Origin of the sequence: Massilibacterium senegalense, from assembly GCF_001375675.1 — a bacterium.
Taxonomy (GTDB): domain Bacteria; phylum Bacillota; class Bacilli; order Bacillales; family Massilibacteriaceae; genus Massilibacterium; species Massilibacterium senegalense.
The window spans coordinates 324,026-343,471 of sequence record NZ_LN831785.1 but is presented as its reverse complement, the minus strand read 5'-3'; the positions used below and the strand labels follow the sequence as shown (position 1 = coordinate 343,471).

General features: G+C 36.5%; 20 protein-coding genes. 9 read left to right on the top strand and 11 right to left on the bottom strand.

Going from position 1 to position 19,446, the window contains the following annotated elements; translation table 11 throughout:
* Positions 1–17 precede the first annotated feature (17 nt).
* The 4 genes from BN1372_RS02475 (at position 18) to crcB (BN1372_RS02460) (ending at position 3,153) form a co-directional block, all read left to right on the top strand.
* Entirely contained in the window at positions 18–1,196 is a 1,179-nt protein-coding gene (locus BN1372_RS02475; protein WP_062197454.1) for an aminotransferase class I/II-fold pyridoxal phosphate-dependent enzyme, read from the top strand.
* Entirely contained in the window at positions 1,186–2,337 is a 1,152-nt protein-coding gene (locus BN1372_RS02470) for a trans-sulfuration enzyme family protein (protein WP_062197280.1), read from the top strand. Before BN1372_RS02475 ends, BN1372_RS02470 begins: the two co-directional genes overlap by 11 nt.
* An 85-nt stretch (positions 2,338–2,422) precedes the next feature.
* Entirely contained in the window at positions 2,423–2,806 is a 384-nt protein-coding gene (gene crcB, locus BN1372_RS02465; RefSeq protein ID WP_062197279.1) for a fluoride efflux transporter CrcB, read from the top strand.
* Entirely contained in the window at positions 2,803–3,153 is a 351-nt protein-coding gene (crcB, locus tag BN1372_RS02460) for a fluoride efflux transporter CrcB (RefSeq protein WP_062197278.1), read from the top strand. Before crcB (BN1372_RS02465) ends, crcB (BN1372_RS02460) begins: the two co-directional genes overlap by 4 nt.
* Positions 3,154–3,194: 41 nt before the next feature.
* Here the strand turns inward: crcB (BN1372_RS02460) and BN1372_RS02455 are convergent, their stop codons facing one another.
* The 8 genes from BN1372_RS02455 to cls form a co-directional block, all read right to left on the bottom strand.
* Complete coding sequence (locus tag BN1372_RS02455; RefSeq protein WP_062197277.1) at positions 3,195–3,983, bottom strand: arylamine N-acetyltransferase family protein; 789 nt, start codon at positions 3,981–3,983, stop codon at positions 3,195–3,197.
* Positions 3,984–4,081: 98 nt separating this feature from the next.
* Positions 4,082–5,821: an FTR1 family iron permease gene (locus tag BN1372_RS02450; protein ID WP_230198783.1), complete on the bottom strand. Its 1,740-nt coding sequence runs from the start codon at positions 5,819–5,821 to the stop codon at positions 4,082–4,084.
* A gap of 42 nt (positions 5,822–5,863) precedes the next feature.
* Positions 5,864–7,177 (bottom strand): iron uptake transporter deferrochelatase/peroxidase subunit, encoded by a 1,314-nt coding sequence (gene efeB / locus BN1372_RS02445; RefSeq protein WP_062197276.1) that lies wholly within the window; start codon positions 7,175–7,177, stop codon positions 5,864–5,866.
* A gap of 7 nt (positions 7,178–7,184) precedes the next feature.
* Positions 7,185–8,027: an iron uptake system protein EfeO gene (gene efeO / locus BN1372_RS02440; RefSeq protein WP_062197275.1), complete on the bottom strand. Its 843-nt coding sequence runs from the start codon at positions 8,025–8,027 to the stop codon at positions 7,185–7,187.
* 143 nt (positions 8,028–8,170) lie between these two features.
* A complete protein-coding gene (locus BN1372_RS02435) occupies positions 8,171–8,557 on the bottom strand; it encodes a hypothetical protein (protein ID WP_062197274.1) in 387 nt (128 codons plus the stop codon).
* 265 nt (positions 8,558–8,822) lie between these two features.
* Positions 8,823–10,208 carry a sensor histidine kinase gene (locus BN1372_RS02430; RefSeq protein WP_325062675.1) on the bottom strand — a complete coding sequence of 462 codons (1,386 nt, stop codon included), beginning with the start codon at positions 10,206–10,208 and terminating at the stop codon, positions 8,823–8,825.
* The gene (locus BN1372_RS02425) at positions 10,208–10,876 is read right to left on the bottom strand and encodes a response regulator transcription factor (RefSeq protein ID WP_062197273.1); all 669 of its coding nucleotides are present in this window, start codon (positions 10,874–10,876) and stop codon (positions 10,208–10,210) included. The genes BN1372_RS02430 and BN1372_RS02425 overlap by 1 nt, the downstream gene beginning before the upstream one ends.
* Before the next feature lie 182 nt (positions 10,877–11,058).
* The gene (gene cls / locus BN1372_RS02420) at positions 11,059–12,513 is read right to left on the bottom strand and encodes a cardiolipin synthase (protein ID WP_062197272.1); all 1,455 of its coding nucleotides are present in this window, start codon (positions 12,511–12,513) and stop codon (positions 11,059–11,061) included.
* 284 nt (positions 12,514–12,797) lie between these two features.
* Between cls and BN1372_RS02415 the strand changes: the two genes are divergently transcribed.
* Both BN1372_RS02415 and BN1372_RS02410 read left to right on the top strand, forming a co-directional pair.
* Complete coding sequence (locus BN1372_RS02415) at positions 12,798–13,115, top strand: YbjQ family protein (RefSeq protein WP_062197451.1); 318 nt, start codon at positions 12,798–12,800, stop codon at positions 13,113–13,115.
* A 39-nt stretch (positions 13,116–13,154) separates the two neighbouring features.
* Positions 13,155–13,607 (top strand): DUF2935 domain-containing protein, encoded by a 453-nt coding sequence (locus tag BN1372_RS02410; RefSeq protein ID WP_074018104.1) that lies wholly within the window; start codon positions 13,155–13,157, stop codon positions 13,605–13,607.
* A gap of 49 nt (positions 13,608–13,656) precedes the next feature.
* On the opposite strand, the gene fumC is transcribed toward BN1372_RS02410, so the two are convergent.
* Both fumC and BN1372_RS15130 read right to left on the bottom strand, forming a co-directional pair.
* Positions 13,657–15,048 carry a class II fumarate hydratase gene (gene fumC / locus BN1372_RS02405; protein ID WP_062197270.1) on the bottom strand — a complete coding sequence of 464 codons (1,392 nt, stop codon included), beginning with the start codon at positions 15,046–15,048 and terminating at the stop codon, positions 13,657–13,659.
* 304 nt (positions 15,049–15,352) lie between these two features.
* A complete protein-coding gene (locus BN1372_RS15130; RefSeq protein ID WP_147515323.1) occupies positions 15,353–15,586 on the bottom strand; it encodes a hypothetical protein in 234 nt (77 codons plus the stop codon).
* Between the two features lie 136 nt (positions 15,587–15,722).
* Between BN1372_RS15130 and BN1372_RS02395 the strand changes: the two genes are divergently transcribed.
* Both BN1372_RS02395 and BN1372_RS02390 read left to right on the top strand, forming a co-directional pair.
* On the top strand, positions 15,723–16,601 hold the full coding sequence (locus BN1372_RS02395) for an NAD(P)-dependent oxidoreductase (protein WP_222704665.1): 879 nt from the start codon (positions 15,723–15,725) through the stop codon (positions 16,599–16,601).
* A 291-nt stretch (positions 16,602–16,892) separates the two neighbouring features.
* Positions 16,893–17,825, top strand: a complete 933-nt coding sequence (locus BN1372_RS02390) for a DMT family transporter (RefSeq protein ID WP_062197268.1) — start codon at positions 16,893–16,895, stop codon at positions 17,823–17,825.
* Here the strand turns inward: BN1372_RS02390 and BN1372_RS02385 are convergent.
* Positions 17,817–18,383, bottom strand: coding sequence for a YdcF family protein (locus BN1372_RS02385; protein WP_062197267.1), 567 nt, complete (start codon positions 18,381–18,383; stop codon positions 17,817–17,819). The genes BN1372_RS02390 and BN1372_RS02385 overlap by 9 nt on opposite strands.
* A 154-nt stretch (positions 18,384–18,537) precedes the next feature.
* Here BN1372_RS02385 and BN1372_RS02380 point away from each other — a divergent pair, with 154 nt between their 5' ends.
* On the top strand, positions 18,538–19,293 hold the full coding sequence (locus BN1372_RS02380; RefSeq protein ID WP_062197266.1) for an NUDIX domain-containing protein: 756 nt from the start codon (positions 18,538–18,540) through the stop codon (positions 19,291–19,293).
* The last annotated feature ends 153 nt before the right edge of the window (positions 19,294–19,446 follow it).

Sequence of the window (19,446 nt, the reverse complement as noted above, 5' to 3'; positions counted from 1 at the left end):
CGAAGGGAGTTGTAACAATGAGAATAGAAAGTGTGTTAGCGCAAATTGGTTCAACGATTGATAAACGTACAGGGGCAATTAGTTATCCTATTTATAATTCCACTGCATATAGACATCCCGCTTTAGGCGAAAGTACTGGATTTGATTATGCTCGTACAAAAAATCCAACGCGCTCTGTATTAGAAGAGGCGATTAAACAATTAGAAAAAGGAGATGCAGGTTTTGCCTGTAGTACCGGTATGGCAGCTATTCAACTTGTATTCTCTCTTTTTAGTCAAGGAGATCATTTAATTCTATCAGTTGATTTATATGGCGGCACATACCGGATTATGGAACAGGTAATGTCCCGTTTTGGAATTACTGCGACATATGTAGATACGAATGATATAGAAGCATTAGAACGAGCACAAACAGGACAGACAAAAGCTATTTTTATCGAAACGCCAACCAATCCACTTATGATGATTACGGATTTGGAAAAGGTGAGCAGTTGGGCGAAACAGCGTCAACTTCTTACAATTGTAGATAATACGTTGCTAACATCATTTTTCCAGCGACCGATAGAACATGGTATTGATATTGTGGTCCATAGTGCCACAAAATATTTAGGTGGTCATAATGACGTATTAGCAGGCTTAATTGTAACAAAAGGAAAAGAACTTTCAGAAAAAATGGAATTTTTACAAAATACAATTGGCTGCGTGTTAGGTGCGCAAGATGCTTGGTTATTGATGAGAGGGATGAAAACTTTAGCATTACGGATGGAACGACATGAAGAAAATGCTACAAAACTAGCGAAATATTTAAAGGTACATCCTTTAGTGAAAAACGTTTATTATCCTGCAATCGAAACACACCCAAGGTATCATACTCATCATAAACAATCTTCTGGAAATACAGGGATCTTTTCATTTGAAGTAGTGGATGTAGCATTAGTTGAACCAATTTTACGACATGTTCAATTGATTTCTTTTGCAGAAAGCCTAGGTGGAGTAGAGACGTTATTAACGTATCCTGCGATTCAAACGCATGCCGATATTCCAGAGGAAATTAGACAGGAAGTTGGTGTTAGTGATACGTTATTACGTATTTCTGTCGGAATTGAACATATAGATGATTTAATTCAAGATTTGGACCAAGCGTTAAAAGAGGCAGAATTTGAATGGAAAGTGAAGGTAACGATAAATGAAAAATAAACAACGATTCGAAACGAAAAATATTCATTATGAAGGTGCGATTGACGAACGAACAGGCGCATCTAGTACGCCGATTATTCAAGCATCGACATTTCACCAAACAGATGTATTAAATGGACAAGAATTTGATTATACTCGATCCGGAAATCCGACAAGAAAAGCATTAGAAGCGTATATTGCGCAATTGGAAAGTGGAAACTATGGGTATGCATTTGCTTCTGGAATGGCGGCCATTTCTAGTGCATTGATGATTTTATCTAGTGGCGATCATATCGTTTGTACAGAAGACGTGTACGGAGGGACGTATCGTTTATTAACGACCATTTTACCGAGAATGAATATTGAAACAACCTTTGTGGACATGACTGATATAGAAGTGATAAAAGCAGCAATTCAACCGAATACAAAAGTGATTTACATGGAAACTCCATCTAACCCTACCTTAAAAATAACGGATATGAAGGGCGTAGTGGAAGTTGCGAAAGAACGGAATGTTTTAACGATGGTAGACAATACATTTATGACCCCGTATTATCAACGTCCTTTAGAACTTGGTGTCGATGTTGTTTTACATAGCGCTTCTAAATTTTTAGGCGGTCATTCTGATTTAATCGCTGGATTAGCGGTTGTAAATGACAAAGGGCTCGCGAACAAAATCAAACAAATGCAAAATGGATTAGGAAATATGCTCGGTGTACAAGATTCTTGGTTATTAATGCGTGGGATGAAGACATTGTCTGCTCGGATGAGTATTCATGAACAGAATGCTCGAAAATTAGCAAACTGGTTGTCAGGTCATCCAAAAGTACAACACGTCTATTACCCAGGGTTAACTAATCATCCACAACGTACCATTCACGAACAGCAATCTAGTGGATATGGAGCAATTGTGTCGTTTGATGTAGGAAATGAAGAAAAAGCGTTACAAGTAATGAACCAAGTAAAGATTCCGATTGTCGCGGTATCACTTGGTGCAGTGGAGAGTATTTTATCGTACCCAGCAAAAATGTCTCATGCAGCAATGCCAAAAAAAGTACGTCATTCTCGTGGTATAGGGGATGGCCTCTTGCGTTATTCGGTCGGAATTGAAAGTGTGGATGATTTAATTCGTGATTTGGATGAAGCGTTACAAACGTTATAACGGCTTTTCCCCTTTACTTTTTTTAGCAAAAATTTTATTCTAAATAAAAGGGTAGAAGTTTTTTGTTCAGAAAGAAGGAATAAGCATGATCTATTTTTTAATCGGTATTGGAGGAATGATTGGTAGTCTTTTGCGATACGGATTAAGTCTGTGGATGACAACGATGTTTCCATCTTCTTTTTTTACTGGAACGATGATTGCAAATAGTGTCGGTTGTTTTTTTTTAGGATGGTTAACGAGCCGAACAATGAAAACAAATCGTTTTTCTCCGCTTTTAACAAAAGCAGTAGGTACAGGGGTTATCGGTTCATTTACGACGTTTTCAACATTTAGTATGGAAACGGTGGAACTATGGATGAATCATGAAGTTCTTCTTGCTTGTTTCTATTGTTTCATTAGTGTGATAACAGGCTTTTTCTTTGTTTTCTTCGGTTGGACGTTAGGTGGAAAAGAGAAGGTGACATTATGATAGAAGTAATAATGGTTGCCATTGGTGGTTTTTTTGGTGCAATGCTTCGGTTTTTTATTAGTCAAAAATGGAATGCAGGAAAACGTAATCTTCCAATCGGGACGCTATTTGTCAATACTGTGGGTTCTTTTTTACTCGGAATAGTGACAGGTTTAGCTGTTTCGAATACGCTGTCTTTATTGCTTGCAACAGGATTTCTTGGCGCATTCACAACGTTTTCTACATTTTATGTAGAATTATTTCAATTACGAAAAGAAAAAAAGTGGCTCTTTTTCTACGGTTTTTTAAGTTACATCTTAGGAATCCTGCTTGCTTTTATTGGCTTTATCATTGGACATTCATTATAAACAACACGTGTAGCAGTAGGTTAGCTACACGTGTTCTACTTTTATAGAAAATAGTTAGAGGCGACGTCAGCGATAGAAGGTGGGAAATGCATATAGATTGCATCTACTAGCTGTTGATTCGTTTGAAAAGGAACGATAGTTTGTTGGCCGTCTATCCATTTTCGTTTTACTCGCTCATTATTAATAGAAATCGTTCCGTTTGAGAGCGTTTGGGTAATCATGAGTTTTGTACGAAACGAAGAGCATTCGTGTGTATGAATACGTGTTTTTATTCTATCCAGTTCACCCCAAGGAACGGTAACAGGATGAAAGGCATACAAAATGGTCCATTGTTTCTCTTCTTGTTTTTGCATGACAATCGTTCCTTGTTCGGTTTGTTCTGATTTTAGACGATACAATCCAAACGGGGAAGTGACACTTGGTCCGTCTAATTGTAACGGTGCTAACGCTAAATTATTACCTGTTCCATTGTCGATGACGTACAGTTTTTCGTCCTTTTTCCATATAATAATCGCGTGGGCATGCGGGACATTCCAAGTACCATCAGATTGTGTTGTACCAATTGCGAGGGTTACTGGAACGTGTAAGTCTTTCAAAATGAGATACATAAAAGCATTGATTTCATAACAAAGACCACCGCGCCGACGAACTAAAAATTTATCGATTAAAAAGTCTTTCGTAATCGGACCAATTTCGTTTCTTAATACATCTAAATTTTCAAAAGGAAAATGAGCAGAAAAGAGACGTTGAATGGCGCGAATGTGTTGGAAACTACCGCGCTGTTCTTTCGGTACTAGTTGGTTACAAGTTTCTAAAAATGAGGCGTACATATCATCATCCTTTCAACCATAATAATAGCAATATATTAATGAAAATAAGATAAAAAAGCAAATGAACCGTATCCTAAAAAGAGAATACGGTTCATCGGTTATGCATGTTTTTTGTTCGTTTGCTGTATCCACCATGTAGTGAATATAATTAGTACTAACAAGATAATTTGAGGAATAATTGTTTCGATTGTTGGATAAAAGCCTAGTAAATCTACAAATGGTAACGAAGAAATCGTACTTGTCGGAATGACATTGGCAATTTGTAGAGCGTGAATGCTTACCCCGAGAATTTTAAAGGCTAGGAAATAAATAAAAATCGTTGCGACGGTGAAAAATGGTCGAATCGGAATTTTTACACTATATTGGAAAAGAATAAATCCAACAACAAGTAAAATAAGGGTAGCAATACCGATTCCTAATACTAAATCATTTAACGACATAGAAGGTGCCATTCCTACATAAAAGATAATCGTTTCAGCTCCTTCTCTAAAAATAGAAAGGAAACTAATAAACGCCATGGAAAGTAAACTTCCCGTCGCAATTGCTTGGTTCATTTGATCATTAATATACCGATTCCAATTATGAATATTTGATTTGTTATGAAGCCAAGCGCCGACTGTTAGCATCATCATAACCGCCACAATCCCGGTAATTCCTTCAATGTATTCCCTGCTAGACGCTGCAGTAGCAGTTGAAAATAAGAGATTGATTAGGATAGCTAAAATGGCACTTGCAATGAGTCCGAATATAACTCCGCCCCAAATCCATTTTTGTTTGTTTGCATGATTTGTTTTCTTTAAAAACGCAAGTAAGGCTGAGATAATGAGTAACGCTTCTAGTCCTTCTCGTAATAAGACTAAGGCAGCATCCCAAGCGGTATAGCTAGTCCGAGCTAATAATGGTGTCAGTCGATCATGTAAATCAATCGCTATTGTTTTTGCTTTTTCCTTATCACCATTTTTCGAGTTTAATAAACTGATGGCAGTTGGGATTTTTGTTTCTACATCATTGTATAATTTGCTATCTCTCGTTCTTACTTCGCCCTCAACAATTGGCCAAATGTTTAAAAGGTCAGTTAACTCTTCTGATGCTTTTTCGTAATCTTGATCATCGATTGCTTTTTCGCTCGTTGCTAATTTTGTTGTAACATCTTGAAGGGAGTAATTACCGCTATTGCCTTCTTGTACATTTCCAGTTAAAAAGTTATGGATTGCAGTTGTTAATTTGTCTACATTAGTTAATGCTTTTTCTTGGTTAGGTGGTTCTTCCGTAATAGCAATTCGAATGAAAGCCATCGCCGTTTCAATTTCCCCATAAGAAACAACGCTTTCTTCCCGAACAATCATTTCTGCTTTATTCCATTCGCTTAAAAAAAGTTGGTATTGTTTGTTTGCTTGTTCAAATTCATTTTGTTCAATTAATTTTTTTAATGTTTCTACGGATGGAAGCAGTGCTTTTATTTTTTCTTTTTCCTTTTCTTTATCAACAGGATTTTGCTCGTTATCGTAAGCAACAACCGTATTTGATAAAGAAGAAAGCGCTGCTTGTACTTTTGATTGATCTTTTGTATCGATTTCTTGTTTCACTTTTTGTAGTTGTTGATCTACTTGTTTCGCTTGTGTACTGTCTGCCTTTTTTATAGTATTCCAATCTTGTTCAAATTGGTTGACCTGTTCTTGTACATTTCCCCAATTATTTTCTTTTGCTTGCATAATCGCATCACCGATTGAAATAAATAATTCATCATGATTTTCTTCCGCAAAAGCAGGGAAGGAAAACGTTGTGAATAGAACGAGACAAGCGATAAAAATAGAAAGATATTTTGTTATATTTGTCATATGCATGATGTTCCTTTCTTTCGAATGCAAAAAGAAAAACTCTTATGAAAAGAGAGTTTCTCCAATGTAGCCCCTGGTATTTGTTCCAGGTAAACAAGCAAAAAGCGCACTGCCACGATGTACGATATATTCATTTAATTTATCCATCGTTGCAAGACGTTGTTGCATCGGGATAAATTGTTTACTTGGTTTTCGTTGGAAACTGATAAATAAAAGACCAGCATCGAATGAACCTGTTTTGATGTCCATTCCATCTGCATACGAGAAAGAGCGTCGTAATATTTGTTGTTTTCCATTGCCATGAGCTAAACGGACGTGAGCAGTTTCAGGAATCGCTAAGTTTCCATTTTCATCTTTTTTGTTTAAATCAACTGGGTCAAATTCTTTTTCTTGACCAAGTGGTGCACCGCTATCACGATGACGACCGAATGTATCTTCTTGATCGCGTAACGTTGAACGGTCCCATACTTCTAAATACATTTGAATGCGGCGAACGACTAAATACGTCCCGTTTGTTAACCAATTTGGTCCATCACCATTTTGTACCCAAACTTCTTTGTTCATCTCATTGTTATCTTGTACGTTCGGATTCACCGTGCCGTCTTTAAAACCGAATAAGTTTCGCGGTGTTTCATTTTTAGAATCAGATTGTTTTGAACGTTGGAACCCAGCTTGTGCCCAGTGGATAGTCGCTTTACCACGAGCGATACGGGCAAGGTTTCGTACTGCATGAAATGCAACTTGCGCATCATCTGCACAAGCCTGAATACAGATGTCCCCACCTGTCCATTTTTCTTCTAATGCATCCATTGGAAACTTAGGTAAGTCGACTAGTTCTTTCGGTTGTTTATGCTTTAACCCAAAGCGATCAACACCGTCTTTTTCAAATAGACTTGGTCCCACGCCAAATGTAATTGTTAGGTTAGAAGGGGAGAGTCCTGCAGCTTCTCCCGTATCAATAGGGGGGATATATTCATTGCTTGAAAGTTCCCCGACTGGTTTTCCTTCAGATAATAATGCTGCAGCAACTGTCCAATCTTGAAATAATTTTTTTAAATCGGATTTTTTCGTCGTTGTTACGTCAAAGGAAGCAAAGTAAATGTGGTTTTGGACATCGGTTGTAATACCTGCTTGATGTTTTCCGTAAAACGGAACCATTTCATTTTTGTTCGGTTTACTCTTTGTAACCGATGAACCAAGATCGGTTAAAGAGAGTAAACCACCAACACCAGAAGCTCCGATTAATACACCAAGGCCTCCGATTCCTGTTGCTTTTAACATTTTTCGACGGGTAATTTGTTTATCAAATATTGTTTTTTCTTCTTGTTTTAGTTGTTCTTTCTCTACGTCCGACATGACTAAATTATCCCTCCAACACAATTCCCATTTGAGATAGTGGTTCTGCTAATGTATCGATTGCTTGGCTCAATTCTTTCACTTGTGCCTTGTTTAAATCTGTATATAACACATATCCGTCGCCTTGTTTATGTTGATTTAATAAAGCGTATACTTCATCAAAACGTTGGCCGATTTCTTTCGCTAGTTCTTTATCTTTTTTCTCGATAGCAGGTTTTAATAATTCATAAATTTTTTCAGCACCTTGTACGTTTGCTGCAAAATCGTATAAGTCAGTGTGTGAATAACGGTCTTCTTCTCCTGTTACTTTGGATGTAGATACTTCATTTAATAAATCAACCGCTCCTGTAGTAAGTAAGTCAGGTGTTACTTCTACTGTTTCTACTTTTGCGCGTAATAGTTTTGTATCTTTTATTAGTTGATCGGCATACGCTTCATAACCTGCCGTTGTGTTTTGTTCCCATAAACCTTGTTCGATACGGTGATAACCTCCCCATTCTTCAGCAGGAACATCGCCATCACGTGCATCAATTTTTGGGTCTAGATCACCAAAAGCTTCTGCAATCGGTTCTGCACGTTCATAATGCATACGAGCAGGGGCGTATAATTCTTTCGCTTTATCAACCTCACCAGCTTTTACAGCCGTTGCAAAAGCTTCTGTTTTAACGACAAAGTCGTCCATTTCAGCTAATGCATATTCCCGGTAATCACTTGTCACTTGTTTCATCCCATTTGATAATGTAGTAGTCGTTTCCTTTTTCGTTTCTTGTTTCTCTGTATTTTGTGCGCATCCGAATAGTAAGCTACTAGAAAGTAGTAAAACAGATGATAGTAGAATTGTTTTTTTCATGTATGTATCGCTCCTTAAATATTTTACTCATATAATGAATATTATTATCAATTATACATATAATGATATTCATTATCAATTATTTTTTAAAAAAATAAAAAAAGCAGGTCTCGTTTCCATAGAAAATAAGACCTACCTTTGTTTTATCTTTCTGTCGATTGTACTTTAAATGTTAAAAATAAAAATAAGACGAAACTAATTAATAAAATAGTGCCTCCACCAATATAAACACCAAGTTGTAATCCGCGTGAAAGTTCGATTGTTTGCATCCACATACCAACTGTAAGTCCGATTACCCCAATAATTGCTGTCCATGTATGTGCAGCAGCTATTTTTGTACTAACATTTACCCGAAATACTTTATAAAAAACAGCAAAAGCAAAAATACTTAACCAACCGACAACTAAAATATGAGCATGAATCGGACGGAAGGAGTATGAACCTGAACCTGCCATATGTGAACCTAAAACCGCACCAATTAAAGCGAAAATAGCAGAAAATCGAAGTAATGTGTGACTATATCGTTCCATTTTTTTCTCTCCTTTTTTTGTTGTTCTTTTTCAGTATAAGAAGTGAATGTGAATACAATATGAACAAAAGTAAAAAATTATCTTTCATTAATGGGGAGTAAGCCTCACTTAAAATGTTAAGGTAGACCGACAACAGTTAAGTGGGGAATCAAACTGCCAATCCATCGTGCGCCTTATTACTCTGTCGCTAGATGAGCCCTTCTCCGCTTTTTTATAATCCAGCTCCGGGCGCTAGTCGCCCCTAAGCAATCGCCCTCCGCTTTTTTTATTTTGGTAATGAGATGATAAACGATGTCCCGTGATTAGGTGCGTTACAGACATCAATGGTTCCTTGATGGATATTGATAATTTTTTGCACGATAGACAACCCAAGACCAGTTCCTTCTATTTGGCTCGTTCGCGTTTCGTCGACACGGTAAAAACGATCGAAAATTCGTTGTTGTTCTGCTTTAGATAGACCGATTCCCGTATCGGTAAAGGTTACGATAATAGTCGTTTCTGTTTCTTTTACCATTATGTCAATCGTTCCGTTTGGTTCATTGTATTTGATTGCATTTGTAAAAAGGTTTTCCCATACAGAATATAAAAGGGTTGGATCTCCGTTGATAAAAAGGGGAGGACAAGAAAGGGAAACCATCATGTTTTGTTTACTTACTTTCCATTGGTATTGCCGTATCAATTGTTTTAGCTGATTCGTTAACGAAAACTGTTCTTTTTGAATAAAGTAATCTTCTTTATCTAATGAAGCAAGCATGAGTAATTGTTTAGATAAGTGAGATAAACGTTCACTTTCATTTTTAATAATGGCAACATACTGCTTCCGTTCTTCTGTTGATAATTGTTCGTCTTCTAGTAAAGAGACATATCCCTGAATGTTAGAAAGAGGGGACTGGATGTCATGAGAAATATTTGAAATAAATTCTTTTCGCATTTCATCTAATTGCCCTAGTTGTGTCACCATATGGCTAAAACGTTTCGATAGTTGTCCAATTTCATCTTTACTATCATGGGTAAAGGTAATCGAAAAATTACCAGTAGCCACGTCATTTACCGCTTGGGTTAATTGCTGAATCGGGCGAACGAGGAAAACAGTGTTAAACAAAACAAAAAAAATGCTGAAAATAACGGTTAAAGCAGTTAACCAACCGAGTAAAATATGCATTTCGTTAAATAACATTTTTATGTTAGGACGTAAAAATAATGCATAATTTTCTCCGCCTATTTGTACGGGGACGCCAATAGTATTCATTAATTCATTTGCGAAAAATCCGGTTACAAATGTTTCTTGGGGGAATTGTAAAATTCCATGATATATGTTTCCACTTTGGACTTCTTGTATCGTTGATTGTTCTAAATGTTGTTTACGGAAAGTAGCACCATAAAAGGTTCCTTTTTGTTCGTTTGGAGCAATAAAATATAGTTGGTATCCAGTATTAGCGATATTCGTTAAGTATTCATCGACATCTACCATAGGATGGCGTTCGATATACGTTGCAATATGTTGCGCTACTTTTGTATTTTTTGCATCATTTTCTGGTTTTAACGTTTGTTGATAATAAAAATTAGAGCATGCAAAAGCTGTGAATGCACTAATAAGCATGATAGCAATCGTAGTAATCGTAAATTTACTATATAGTGAATGTATGACCATCACCCCTCTAACATGTATCCAACGCCACGAACTGTTTTAATGGTTACGTTTTTTACACGACCTTTTAGACGTTCGCGTAATCGTTTAATATGAACATCTACCGTACGTACGTCCCCTTTAAAATCTAATCCCCAAATTGATTCAATGATTTGTTCTCGGCTAAGTACTTGTTTTTTATAGGTCGCTAAATACACTAATAGTTCGAATTCTTTTAACGGTAATAGCAACGTTTGCTTGGGTAAGCAAACTTCAAAACTTTTTTTGTCAATCGTCATTTCCCCTAATTGTATCACGTCCTCATTTTGAGACGGATAGCGACGGAGCAATGCTTTGATTCGAAAAAGAAGTTCTTTTGCTTCAAAAGGTTTTACCATGTAATCATCCGTACCAGCAAGGAACCCTTTTTCCTTATCTTTTAATTCTCCTTTAGCTGTCAGTAACAAGACTGGAATGTGGGAATGTTCTCGAATGTAGGTAGTTAGTTCATACCCATTTTTAAATGGCATCATGACATCTAAAATAGCCAAATCGATCGGTGTCGTTTGCAAGATGTGCATCGCTTCATGCCCGTCTTTTGCTAATGAAACTTCATATGGTTCTTTGGCAAGGTGTAAAGCAATTAGTTGAAGGGTGTGCTGATCGTCATCTGCAACTAATATATGTGTCATAAAACCGCTTCCTTTTTTGATCCAACAGTGGGGAAGAGCAACATCAACCACTGATGGAAGATTTCTTTATATGTAATCATAGCACGGGACAGGAAAAAAATTCGACTAAGATGGGAGAGAAAATGATAAGTTTTCGTTTGTTAAAAGAAAAAAGATGTTTGCCAAATAAAATGACAAACATCTTATAAAATAGGGGATAGAAGCCGGGAAACGGATTCTTTAAATCGAATAAGTACCGATCGTTCTTTATATTGTTGAAACGTTAGTTCATGTGAAAGTTTCATATCGTTATAAAAAATAGTCGTAAGTTTTTCTGCTGTTTTCCGATGATAAATAAAGGCATTTACTTCAAAATTCAAGCGAAAACTTCGCACATCAATGTTTGCTGTACCAACAGATGCAATCATGTTATCGACTACAATCATTTTTGCATGAATAAATCCATTATCATAAATAAATATTTTTGCACCTGCTTTTAATAATTCTCCTACATACGAATACGTCGCCCAATAAACAAACATATGATCAGGTTTATTCGGAATCATAAGACGAACATCTTTTCCGGATAATGCTGCAATTCGCAATGCATCAAGTAGACTAGCATCTGGGATAAAGTACGGTGTCTGAATAAAGATAGATTCTTTCGCAGAAGAAATCATTTTTATATAGCCATTTTTAATTTGTTCCCATTCAGAATCAGGTCCACTTGTTACGATTTGCATGGAAACTTCTCCAAATGGTTTGTGATTTGGAAAGTATTGTTCAGAATACGTAATATCATGACGTGTACTTGCTTGGTTCCAATCTAAAATAAACCGCGTTTGAATCGCATGAACCGCTTTTCCTTGAATGCGTAAATGAGTGTCCCGCCAATAGCCAAATTTTGAATTTAAACCTAAATATTCGTCCCCAACATTAAATCCACCAACATATCCAGTAATTCCATCGATAATGACTAATTTCCGATGGTTTCGGTAATTTAACCGTAAGTTGATGAGTGGAATTTTGGACGGAAAGAAAACTTCGACTTCTCCCCCAGCGTGGATTAATTCATGGAAAGCTTTTTTTCGAAGCCCACGGGAACCCATGTCGTCATAAAGAACTCGAACTTTGACCCCTTCTTTTGCTTTTTTTACTAGCTCCTTAATAATTGTAGAGCCTAAATCATCATTGCGGAAAATATAGTATTGTAAATGAATATGATCTTTTGCTTGCTGAATGTCTGCAATTAACGCGTTAAATTTATCTCGCCCATCAATGAAAATGTCTATTTGATTATCTTCTGTTAAAAGTGCGTCATTATTCGTTAGTTGTAAACAAATCAAATCTCGATGTTCTTCGATTGTTTGATCGCGAAAGCAAAAAGACGAGGACTTTAACTCACGCAATTGTTTGTTAATTAAATCATCGATACCAATTTTTTTAAGGCCATCCCATTTAAATAGCCGCTTTCTTGTTAAGTTTTGTCCTAACGTTAAATATAAAATAAATCCTAAAAGTGGAATAAAGAAAAGAACGAGAATCCAAGCCCAAGTTGCTTGTGCATCTCGCCTTTCTAAAAAGACAATGGTAACGGCTAAGACAACGTTTAGGATGAATGTAAAACTAATTAAAAACGTGAAAATTTGAACTTCCATTGCGTTCTCCTTATCTGCATTAAAATCATTTTACTCTTTGAGTATAAAGGATAACGTGAAAAAATGCTTTCTATTTTTTGGATAACAACAATTTTTTCTTTGAAATAAAGAAAAAGGTATTTTTTTCAAGAACTTGTTATTTGTTTGTTTCTATGATGCCATTATATGCATATACAGAAAAAAAGTAAAAAAGATTTAGGAATATGTGCTTTTTTGAACAATATAGGGAAAAATGATAGAGAAGAAATTTCTGCAGAACAAAAAAGAAAGGATGGTAGATGATTGTGATTTTATCTACAACGTCAGTGTTACAAGATTACAAGGTAGAAGCATTTCTTGGCATTGTTAGTTCAGAAGCCATTATGGGAGCGAATATTGTAAGAGATGTGTTTGCTAGTGTTCGGGATATTGTCGGAGGACGCAGTAGTTCATATGAAGGAAAATTAGCAGAAGCACGTGAACTTGCTACGCGGGAAATGAAAGAACAAGCAGAGAGGCTTGGTGCTAATGCTATTATCGGCATTGATTATGATTTCGAAACAGTTGGGCAAGGCATGCTTATGTGCATTGCGACAGGAACAGCGGTAAAAGTAGAAAAATAATAGCGGGACAAATCACCCTTTTTTTCTTCGTTACATACAATGAAGAAAAAAGAGGGTGATTATTTGTTCCGTCCTTATGAAGAAAAGCTACCTTTACGATTAGTGGATGAGGGACTATTTTGGAAACATCAAGAAGAAGAACATACGGTTGTGCTGCGAGAAATGGGAAAAGGCTTAGAAGAAAAGTATGTATACTTATTGAAAGAGTGGGAGAAGTCACTAGCGGAAACGAAAAATCAATTTTCTTTATATCGTGATTACGTGATCAAAGCAAAAGACGAAATTCCAACACCATTATTACAAGCAATTAAAAAGCTCGTGATTTTTGCGGTGGAACAAAGCAAGGCTTTTATTTCGCTATTACATGACATTGGGCAACATAGTACTGTATTTAAACATAATCATACCCTTTTAGTCGTGTTACATCATATTAAACGTGAATCAGAATATTTTATTCGCGTCATTTCTTCGTTAAAAAAAGAGTCCTTTTAGCGAAGAAAAAAACACTGTTCTAATCAATTGAACAGTGTTTTTTTATCTATTATTTAATTGTTGGATGCACCATTTTTTCTGGTCGCACATATTTATCAAACTGTTCTGCAGTAATGAGGCCAGATTGAACCGCAGCTTCTTTTAATGTCATGTTTTCAGCATGCGCGAGTTTGGCAATTTTCGCTGCATTTTCATATCCAATATGAGGATTGAGGGCGGTAACGAGCATTAATGATTCGTTGACATATTCGTTAATTTTCGCGTCATTTGCTTCAATACCAATTGCACAGCGATCGTTAAAAGAGCGCACAGAATCTGCTAACAGACGAGCAGATTGTAGGAAATTATAAATGATGACAGGCTTAAATACGTTTAATTCAAAGTTTCCTTGGCTTGCTGCAAAGCCGATTGTTGCATCATTTCCCATCACTTGCGTTGCAACCATCGTAACGGCTTCACTTTGCGTAGGATTTACTTTCCCTGGCATAATCGAACTTCCTGGTTCATTAGCTGGAATGGTTAATTCTCCAATGCCACAACGAGGGCCGCTAGCTAAAAAGCGAACGTCATTTGCGATTTTCATCATATCTGCAGCTAGCGCTTTTAATGCGCCATGTGTGTACACGACTTCATCATGACTCGTAAGTGCATGAAATTTGTTTTCGGCAGATGTAAAAGTAATGCCAGTAAGCTTGCTAATTTCTTCTGCAACCCGTCGACCAAAATCAGGATGGGCATTAATACCTGTCCCCACCGCAGTTCCGCCAATGGCTAACTCTTTCATATGCTCCATGCTTTCTTTGATCATATTTTCATCTTTTTCTAACATTCGACGCCAACCACTCACTTCTTGTCCGAGCGTTAATGGTGTAGCATCTTGTAAATGGGTACGACCTATTTTTACAATAGATTGAAATTCTTTCTCTTTTCGCTTGAATGTTTCTTTTAATCCTTGAATAGCTGGTAATACACTTTTTTCAAGTGCTAATACACCTGCAACATGTAAAGCGGTAGGGAAGGTGTCGTTAGAACTTTGGGAACGGTTCACGTCATCATTTGGATGAATCGAAATAGCGTACCCTTTTTTCTTCGCATATTCATTGGCACGATGAGCGATGACTTCATTGACGTTCATATTAGACTGTGTACCACTTCCAGTTTGCCAAACGACAAGGGGAAAATGTTCATCTAGTTTTCCAGCTAAAATTTCATCTGCTGCAAAACTAATCGCTTCTGCCTTTTCTTTTTCTAAATTATTTAAAGATGCGTTCGCAATAGCAGCGCTTTTTTTCAAAATAGCAAATGCATAAATGACTTCTTTTGGCATTTTTTCTGTGCCAATTGGGAAGTTTTCAAAACTTCTTTGCGTTTGGGCTCCCCATAATTTATCCATTGGTACTTTCATTTCACCTAGCGTGTCTTTTTCAATACGATACTCCATCGTAAAACGCCTCCTTGAAAGCTGAAAATAGTAGTAATGATATCATAAGTGTTCCCGTAATCAGTTTTTTTAAAAAGGGAAACCTATACATTCATTTTATTCTTGCTGATAATCATTTTCAAATAATACGATTTCGTTGGATGTGTATCTATGTTTTAGAATTTTCTGTATAATTGGGGTAAGAAAAGGTTCTAATCATGATGTTAGGAAAGGAGAGAGAACGGTTTTAGCATAAATATCAATAGAATGATGGTTTTTATGAGAAGATGGGCTTGTCCAATGATACGAAAGCATAGGGGGGATATTAATTTTTAGTAAGAAATTGTTTGGTTACATACATTAAGTTAAAAAAAGAAAAACAAGTAACAATAATACCGATTGAAATGGTAAACTCAAGTAAACCGATAAAATATAATGTCGTAATAGGAATGAGTAGTGCAATAATTAAGCAGACACGTGGAGAGCGTTTGGAATTAAGGGCACAGAACAACATCATAACAATGAGCGCTGCTAAAATATAAAAGGTAATGAAAGACAAGGGAAAACCTCCATATTTAGTAGTTGCTTTTATTATAACAAGTACACATGGACAATAATGGGTACTTAACAAGTTTGTAATAAAAAAAAGTCTATTTTTTTCAGTGAAAATTTTAGGGGAAGAAAGAGGAGATTACATGACTCAAAAACAAGAGATGCAAGTTGGATTTATCGGCACGGGCGTAATGGGGAAAAGTATGGCACATCATTTACTACAAGCAGGGTACAATGTGTTTGTGTATAATCGGACGAAAGAAAAAGCACAATCTTTATTGTCAGAAGGAGCGGTTTGGTGTGATACCGTAGCAGACGTTGCAAAAAAAGCAGACGTTGTCATTACTATTATCGGGTACCCGAAAGATGTGGAAGAAGTGTACTTAGGGAAAGAAGGATTAATAGAATACGCGAAACAAGGTGCATACGTGATTGATATGACCACTTCTTCTCCATTGTTGGCACAAACAATTTATGAAAAAGCAAAAGAAAAGGGGATTCACGCATTAGATGCTCCAGTTTCTGGCGGCGATATTGGCGCAAAAAATGGAACATTATCAATTATGGTTGGTGGAGATGAAGCGGACTTTGAGCAAATGGTACCACTTTTTGAAGTGATGGGTGAAAACATCGTGTATCAAGGTAAAGCAGGAAGCGGCCAACATACGAAAATGTGTAATCAAATTTCTTTTGCAGCAGGTATGATTAGTGTAGCAGAATCCATGGCTTACGCGAAAAAGGCAGGATTAGACCAAGAAAAAGTATTAGAGAGCATTACAAAAGGAGCGGCAGCAAGTTGGACATTGTCAAACTTAGCACCGCGGATGATCAAAGGTGACTTTGAGCCAGGATTTTATATTAAACACTTTTTAAAAGATATTCGGATTGCCCTAGAAGTAGCGGAAACGATGAAGCTAGAGATGCCGGGCTTAACGTTAGTGAGGGAGATGTATGAACAACTTGTGGAGCAAGGAGAAGAGAATAGCGGGACACAAGCCATTTATAAATTAATAGATTGCTAATAAAATCATCTTTTCGTTTGTGAAGCAAAGCGACTTTTTTAGTGCTTGTCTGACTCAGTAGTTTAGTGGCTACTTTCCCATTAAAAAAGAAACTGTTCCTAGGAATAACCGTACTCGTGTATGAAAACATCACGAGTATTTCTTTTTCGTTCCAACGTAATGGTTTTGTGCTATAATCAACCACGCACTCTCTTTTTTTTAAAAAAAAATAGGACGAGAATCACGTGAAGGTGGTGTTCGTCTTTTTTTGTGGAGTGGGGTTGTAAGTAAAGAGGGAGAGGAGTATAGGAGATGCAACAGAATAAGCGTCTAAAAGGAATGATTTTTGTATTTTTAGCCACTGTATGTTGGGCGTTATCAGGAACAGCAGGACAATATTTATTTCAACAACGCCATGTAGAAGTAGGATGGCTGGTGAGCGTACGATTATTGCTTAGTGGTGGATTCATTCTTTCTCTCGTTTTCGTTCAGAAAAACCAACGAAAAAAACTAATTTTACCTAAAAAAGCATGGCCATCGTTTCTTATTTTTGGTATTTTTGCGATGATGGGTGTGCAATACACGTATTTTGCATCGATTGAAGAAGGAAATGTTGCGATGGCAACGTTATTACAATATTTAAGCCCCGTGTTTATTATTTTGTATGTCTGTATTCGTTTAGTAAAATGGCCATCGAAAAAAGAAGTGCTTGGTGCAACACTTGCGATTATTGGCACATATTTATTATTAACAAACGGTTCTTTTTCTAGTTTTACAATCCCTATATCTTCAGCTTATTGGGGTATTTTATCTGCCGTTGCACTTGCTTTTTATACATTGTATTCAGCTAAACTTTTGCATGAATATGGTGCGTTGATTTCCACAGGATGGTCCATGTTAATTGGAGGAGTAGCCATTTCCTTTATGTATCCACCTTTTGAACAAGTACCTACTATCGACGGAACGTTACTTGCTGTGTTAATTTTTTTAGTTGTATTTGGCACAGTGATTCCATTCTGGCTATTTGTGGAGAGTATGTATTATTTAACACCGACAGAAAGTAGTATATTAGCAAGTATCGAACCATTAATTGCAACGTTGATTACAGTCGTCTGGTTGGATGAACCTTTTGGGATGTACCAAACGATTGGCATGGTACTTGTCATTAGCATGGTTTTGGTATTAGCGTCTAAGCAAAAAAGAAAAAAACGAAAGGTCGTAAAAACAATTCATTCATCAGTATAATCTTTTGATTAACATCCATGTAATCGCAAAAAGTTCTCGAATGACCATTTTGCCTTTTACGTTATTCGGTGTTGGGGAAGCTAATGTTTCGATGTGAGGATACTGTAACAACGTCGCATAATAATAGGCACGAAAGACGTGGAAGTCACTTGTAACAATCACGACCGAAGCATCATCGTTTAAAAATAGCCCTTTGGAAAATAATAAGTTTTCATAGGTAGAAGTGGAGCGGTCTTCTAATAAAATTCGTGTTTGTTTTATTCCGTTTTGCGTGAAAAATTTTGCTAAAGCTTTTGCTTCAGAAATTCCTTCATCTGGTCCTTGCCCACCAGATACGATAACTTTCGTATTTGGTGATTGTCGTAAATAGTGCAAAGCAACTTCCGCACGCATGCGTAAAGAACGTGACATACGTGTTCCGATTACTCGTGCACCGAGAACAAGGAGATAATCGGCATTTTGTTTTGGTAGTTGAGATGCTTGTTTATGCATGAGTGATAAAAGGATACTAGTATATAGAACGAGAATAAAAAAGAAACACGAAAAAAATACTAACATAGGGAGAACCTCTTTTCGCTCATTAAAAATTGTTATATGATACAATTTTCGTAAGGTATTTTACACATTTTTATAACATAATTATAATAATAAAAAATAAGAATTACGATACAGAAATACAACATAGGATAAATTTGATAGAAGGTGATAAGCGATGATTGAACAAAAATACGATCGACCAGATGGTGTTGCCTGTGATTTATGTATTTTTACGGTAACGACAAAAGCTAGAAAATCAAGACGAGAAACGTTGCCGGAAAGAAGTTTAGAATTGTTGCTCATTAAACGTTCGGATGATGCTGAAGCATTTCCTGGACATTGGGCGCTACCAGGTGGCTTTACAGAAAGAGAAGAAACGATTGAAGAAGCGGTGCTACGGGAATTAAAAGAAGAAACAAATGTGTATCGTCCAGCTTATTTTAAACAAGTACGCGCTGTTCATTATCCAGGACGAGACCCGCGTGGCTGGATTCCAAGTGTACTATTTTATGCGTTATTAAAGGAAGAAGAAGCAGCATCTTTAAAAGCAGGAGATGATGCGATAGATGCACGATTTTTCCCAATTAACGAAGTGTTTGATTTAAAACTGGCGTTTGATCATGAAATTTTAATCCAAGAAGCATTAGCAGCGTTCCAAAAAGAAATGTTAACGACAACGGTTGCTCGTTACTTTTTACCGGAAATGTTTACGTTAGAACAGCTTTCGCAAGTCTTGCAAGTAGTCGTTCCTACATACAAAATTGAAAAGAAAAATTTCATTAAAAAATTAGTGCCTTTAAAAAATGAACGCTCCGTTTTAGAAGAAGTAGTTGAGCAAAAATTACCGGACTTTTTTTCTAATCACGAAAAATTATATTGTTTTAAAAATAAAGAAATGGAACATTCCATATATGACTCCATCTTCTTTTAAATACAAATCCCCTTCTATATTGCATTGCGTGTGATGTAGGAGGGGATTTTCATTTCACTCGTTTTACTATATCATTATTTGTAAAAAGAAATCACAGGAAGAACAAAAAGGGATTATATGAATGATTTTACTATTCTTCAGAATCTAATCATC